The organism is Microcystis aeruginosa LEGE 91341 (genome assembly GCF_015206885.1).
GTDB classification, from domain to species: Bacteria; Cyanobacteriota; Cyanobacteriia; order Cyanobacteriales; family Microcystaceae; genus Microcystis; species Microcystis aeruginosa_H.
Window position 1 is genome coordinate 1 of the sequence record NZ_JADEXY010000197.1, and the last position, 5,492, is coordinate 5,492.

A 5,492-nucleotide genomic window follows, 5' to 3' on the forward strand; every position below is an offset into this window, starting at 1 on the left:
CCCCACACCCCACACCCTGCCCCCAGGAAAAACTTTTTGCCGCAAACCCTAAATAGACTTATCTAACCTCCTGCCTGCTGCCTGCTGCCTTCCCTAATTCGGTGTCGAATAGCGTTGACGTAGATAGATGGCGATGGCGTTCAGCGCCATGATCAAAAGGATCAGAACGATAATCGTTGCGGCGGCGGCGTTGGCGAAACCGGGTTCAGGACGGGAGACATAACTAAAAATCTGAATGGGCAGTACCATAAATCGCTCGAATAAACCCGGATCGAAGGTCAGAAAACTCACCGCTCCCACCACCACTAGCGAGGCCGCGTCCCCGATCGCCCGCGACACGGAGATAATTACCCCCGTGAGAATCCCCGGCACCGCGTAGGGTAAAACATGGTGTTGGAGCGTCTGCCATTTGGTGCTGCCTAGACCGTAGGAGGCTTGGCGGAGGGAATCGGGAACCGCCCGGATCGCCTCCCGCGCCGCAACGATAATGACTGGCAGCGATAGTAGAGATAGGGTTAAGGCCCCGGAAAGTAGGGTAGAGCCGAAATTCAGTAAATAGACGAAGACCCCTAAACCGAGTAAACCGTAAACGATCGAGGGAACCCCGGCCAGATTGCCGATATTCACCTCGATCAGCGCCGTCCACCAGTTTTTCGGGGCGTATTCTTCTAGGTATAGGGCAGCGCCCACCCCGATGGGCACCGCTACCAAGATCACGATTACTCCCAAATAGAGGCTACCGATAATCGCGGGGCGAATTCCGCCGCGCTCGGGAAAACGGGAGGGGGTTTCCGTGAGAAAACCGGGGGTAAGTAGGCGGGCCAGTCCGTCATGAAAGACATTGAGCAACAGTAGAGCGAGAACGAATAGACCGATGAGTAATCCGATCAAGAAAACATACTCGTAGATTTTGCCGATGGTTTCTCGGCTTTCGAGTCGATCGTTAAAGACGGCCGTATCCCTAGTAGGAGAAGATTTAACCATGATAATTAGTCGTATTTTTCCTTAAAGCGATTGGAAATCCAATAACTGCCGATATTGAGCGCCAGAGTGATCAGGAAAAGCACCGCACCGACCGCATAGATGGATTTAAAATTGAAACTCCCTCTCGGGGCATCTCCACTGGAAACCTGGGCCATAAAAGCGGTCATGGTGGCGATCGATTCCAGTGGATTGAAAGTTAGACGAGGTTGAGCGCCCGCCGCGATCAGGACGGTCATGGTTTCTCCCACCGCACGGGAAACCCCCAAAATAATCGAAGCCATAATCCCCGATAGGGCGGCCGGCAAAACCACCTTGAAAATTGTTTCCAGCTTGGTAATTCCTAGGGCGTAGGAACCCTCGCGCAGGGAACGGGGAACCGATTTAATCGCGTCTAGACTGATGGAACCGACGGTCGGGGTGATCATGATTCCCATCATCAATCCCGCGCTCAGAGCGTTAAAAACCTCTACGGGTAAAAAATTCCGTAGTAAGGGCGTGAGAAAGATCAGTGCGAAGTAACCGTAAACTACGGTGGGAATTCCCGCCAGAATTTCCACCGCCGGACGCAGAATAGAAGCTGCTTTCGGGGTTGCGTACTCGGCCAGATAAATCGCTGAAGACAATCCCAACGGAACTGCGACCACCATTGAGATGACCGTGGTTAAAACGGTTCCGTTAATCAACGGCCAGATCCCGAAACGGGGAGGATTAAAAAGGGGAGTCCATTGGCTATCCAAGAAGAACTGCGCGAAACTTACTTCCTGGAAAAAAGCGACAGTTTCCTTGAAAATAATAGCGACGATGCCGAAGGTTGTGACTACAGATACAAGGGCGCAGGCGAACAAAATCGTTCCGATAATTTTCTCGGGAACATCATCGGAGGCTCGCTTGAGAAGAGAATCCCCTCTTGCGAACAAAGAGTCATCAAAAGAACCGGTAGTGGTCATAGGAAATTTTGGGTCTGAAACCCCGCCGTAGAACGGCGGCTTTACGTTAGAATTAAGAGGCCAGTCTCGAAAACCAAGTGGACGGCGCAGCACCGTTCGGCGGTTCGGCTGAGCTCACCGTCGAAGCCTGAGCTCACGGCCGAAGCCTTGAAAACTAGGCTTAGGGGGTTCCGACCAGAAAAGCTTGGCCGGGTAAAAAGTCGCGCGCAACAAGTACAAGAAGCGTTTAGCTGGAAACGTACCGTGGGACACACGGAATCGGGCTTCTGAAATGGGGCGAAAGTCTGTGGACTCTGTGTAAGACAGTACATGGTTTTTTAACTGTGGTATGCGACGGTGGTGGAAGCAGAAACTTAAATCGTGAGGTTTAGGAATCGCCGCACTTTTAGGGCGGCGAGGATGTCAAGAGTTTACTATTTCCTCCTTAGAAAAAGTTGATAATCGGTTCACCTGGCTTGGCATTTATAAAGGTCGATCCCGTTTGTCGTTTCTCGAATCGTTCCCGAGTTTTCACGTAGGCGAGATCGGGTAACGACACATAGCCTACACTGTCCACGTATTTCCAGGAATTATCCACAAAGAAACGCACGAAACGTTCAACCGAAGGTTTGCTATCCAGTGCCTTCTTGCTAACGTAAATGAAGAGGGGGCGAGTCAGGGGACTATAGGTATTGCGCTTGACGTTCTCCAAAGGAATGGGCTTAACACACTCTTTGCCATCCAGATTTTCTAGCCCGACCACGTTTACCTTGTCTTGATTTTGCATTACGAAAGCGATCCCCGCGAAGGCGAATCCGTTGGCATTGCCGATGACTCCCTGAATCAGAGTATTTTGGTTAAAGCTGGGCGTATAATCGCTCCGAATATTCCCTCTTCTCTTGGTGATCGATTGGGTGAAATAATCGGTCGTTCCCGCGTCCACAGGAGGTGCGAATAACAGAATTCTCTCTTTGGGAAATTTAGGATTAACTTGATCCCAAGTGACGATTTTTCCTTCGGCTTCTGCCTCCCAGAGTGTCTTTAACTCTTTTCGAGTTAGGCACTTGAGAAACTTATTGTTTTTGTTCGCTACCAACGCCAGACCGTCCAGCCCCATGGGTAGCTCGATGTACTCGATTCCCGCCCTCTTACAGGCTTTCGATTCCGATTCCCGGATGACACGGGAAGCGACCCCAATATCGATGCTACCGTTACAGAGCCGGGTAAATCCCCCACCTGTACCGCTAAAGGCCACCCCGACGCGGGCCTTGGGATCGACTTTTTGGTATTCTTCGGCAACGGCGAGCGCTAGGGCGAAGCCCACGGCCCCCCCGTCCAAGCTGACCTGTTGTTCCCCGCTTTCCGCTCTGCTTGCCCTGAGCCAAGTCGAAGGGTCGGCACAACCAGTCATCCATTGGCCTATCAGTAAGAGGGGAATTAGATAAAAAAGACGGAATTGTTTCATAGAATTGAAGAGAGATTGATAACAAGATCGGTGAGGGCTTTTAGTTGGGAGAATTTCCTCTGACTTGGTCGAAAATAGCTCCCTTCGCTAAAAACTCGTTACTGATCAAAGGCCAACCCCCTAAATCTTGGGAGCTAAACAGCGTTTCCACGGGAGGTAATTTGGCTTCGGTGGCGAACGCAAAGCGCTCGCTACGCGAGATCGTGATAAAGGGATTGACCGATCGATAGCCCAATTTGGCGAATTCCTGTTGTGCCGGCTCGGAATAGAGGAAATCCACAAAGGCCTCGGCCACCTCTCGCGTGCCGTGTTTATCGACATTTCTATCTACCACCGCAACGGGATTATCGATCGAGATATTGACCGGAGGGACGAAGTAATTGATGTCGGGTTGATTTCTGCCCTCTAGAATTACCTCGTTTTCGTAGGTGACTAAAACATCCCCCTTTCCCTCTTGGAAAAAGGCATTGCTGGCTTCCCGTGCGTCCCTCGCTAGGGTGGGAATCTTTTCATAGACTTGGCGGACAAAATCCAATGCCTGTGCTGGTTCGCCCCCCGTTTGCGTCACCGAACCCCAGAGGGCTAATAACTGCCAAATAGCGATCCCGGAAGTTTTCGGATCGGCGGATAGAACTGTAACGTCCTCTCTGGCCAGATCCGCCCAAGATTGAATATTTTTCGGATTTCCCGCCCGCGTCACGATCTCGCGTAGCGAGCGCTTTGCGTTCGCCGCAACCGATCGACTCACCACTCCCCTTCTCGGAACCCGATTTTCCCAACCGCGATGGATTAACCCCGCGTCGGCGATGCGCATCACGTCTAGAGGTAGGGCTAGATGTACCACGTCCGCCTCTTGTTTCCCAGCGATCACATCATCGGCCTGAGCTAGGGAACCGCCGTAACTGCGCTCGAAAATGACTTTTTGGTTCCGCTCTTTTTGCCATTTCTCGATGAATTTCGGGATAATCTGGTCGTGAGCGGCTTTCGTGACCGAAAAGGAAACGAGATTTAATTTCACCTCCGGTTTCGAGGCGATCCCCCCGGACGTACAGGAAGCGAGCGCGAGCGCACCCAGCAATCCCAATACCAAGAAGGATACAAATCCCCGCCGCAATAGCGAATGGAAGGCTTGCCCTGAGCCAAGTCGAAGGGGACGAAACAGCGATCGGATGGACAACAGTGATACATTCATCGGGATTTTCTCGATAAGGTTGATCTAAAGGAGTTCTCGATTATCGCGATCTATTCTCTCTTGCTCAATTCTGACCCCCGTGGGAGCCAGAGATTGGCGATTTTTACAGGGGTCTAATTTAGCCGGTGGGAATCAACAGGCGATAGGAGCCGTTATCGAGAATAATCCGTAGGCCCAACCACATCAGCACAAAAGGGAAAAGCTTACTCGCGTAACGGCTGAGGACAACTGCGATCCCCGGTTGGCGGGTTAGATGATAGGAGAGAAATAACCAAGTACAGACGATTAGATAGCAGATCGGGATGATGACGGCTAACTGCGCCACGGTACTATTGGCGAATAGGGGAATATAGATACCGAGATTATTGCCGCCATTGGATATCGTCACCGCGGAAACTTGATAGGTTTGGCGATCTCTGAGGACTTGACCGAGGGGTAGTCTGCGGGAGGCGAACCCGTGAAATTGGGCGTTTCTTCGCAAATTCACCTTGCGATCTGCGTTTTCCCTCTCGTTATCGCGATTTAAAGTCACTAAATTTTTCACACCGATGAGGATCGGCAGGATTCCGAGAAGACCGATATAAATCGGCGGGATGATTAGGCCGAGGAGAAAACCCAGCAAGCTAACCGATACTAAGGCCGTAAACCCGACTAGCTCGCCGACAACAACGTGAACCGGGCGAAAGGTACGATTTACCTCGCTAAAAAAGCCGGTTAGATAAATATTGTCGTCGAAGGTGGTGGCTATGCCGGTGGCCACCGCGATTTTGACGATTTCGATCAACCAATCCATCCATAAGACCTCCTGCAAAAGTCTTATTCAGCTACTTGATGATAGCCTAAAGCAAGTTCATAGTTGTAAATGCCAGCGATTAAATTAAATCTCAGACCAAAACGCCGTCTCCGATTCCTATATCTTGATGAT

The 5,492-nt window shown here is 51.1% G+C and carries 5 protein-coding genes and 1 pseudogene; all 6 read right to left on the minus strand.

Annotated features, from left to right (window positions below; translation table 11 throughout):
- Positions 1-93 precede the first annotated feature (93 nt).
- Complete coding sequence (gene pstA, locus IQ234_RS19620; protein WP_193958315.1) at positions 94-984, minus strand: phosphate ABC transporter permease PstA; 891 nt, start codon at positions 982-984, stop codon at positions 94-96.
- Between the two features lie 5 nt (positions 985-989).
- A complete protein-coding gene (gene pstC / locus IQ234_RS19625) occupies positions 990-1,931 on the minus strand; it encodes a phosphate ABC transporter permease subunit PstC (protein ID WP_193958316.1) in 942 nt (313 codons plus the stop codon).
- A 424-nt stretch (positions 1,932-2,355) separates the two neighbouring features.
- Positions 2,356-3,375 carry a PstS family phosphate ABC transporter substrate-binding protein gene (locus IQ234_RS19630; RefSeq protein WP_193958317.1) on the minus strand — a complete coding sequence of 340 codons (1,020 nt, stop codon included), beginning with the start codon at positions 3,373-3,375 and terminating at the stop codon, positions 2,356-2,358.
- A 40-nt stretch (positions 3,376-3,415) separates the two neighbouring features.
- Positions 3,416-4,567, minus strand: coding sequence for a sulfate ABC transporter substrate-binding protein (locus IQ234_RS19635; RefSeq protein WP_193958318.1), 1,152 nt, complete (start codon positions 4,565-4,567; stop codon positions 3,416-3,418).
- A 118-nt stretch (positions 4,568-4,685) separates the two neighbouring features.
- Positions 4,686-5,360: a cadmium resistance transporter gene (locus tag IQ234_RS19640; RefSeq protein WP_193958319.1), complete on the minus strand. Its 675-nt coding sequence runs from the start codon at positions 5,358-5,360 to the stop codon at positions 4,686-4,688.
- Positions 5,361-5,383: 23 nt separating this feature from the next.
- A pseudogene (locus tag IQ234_RS19645) lies at positions 5,384-5,492 on the minus strand (IS5/IS1182 family transposase); the annotation flags it as partial.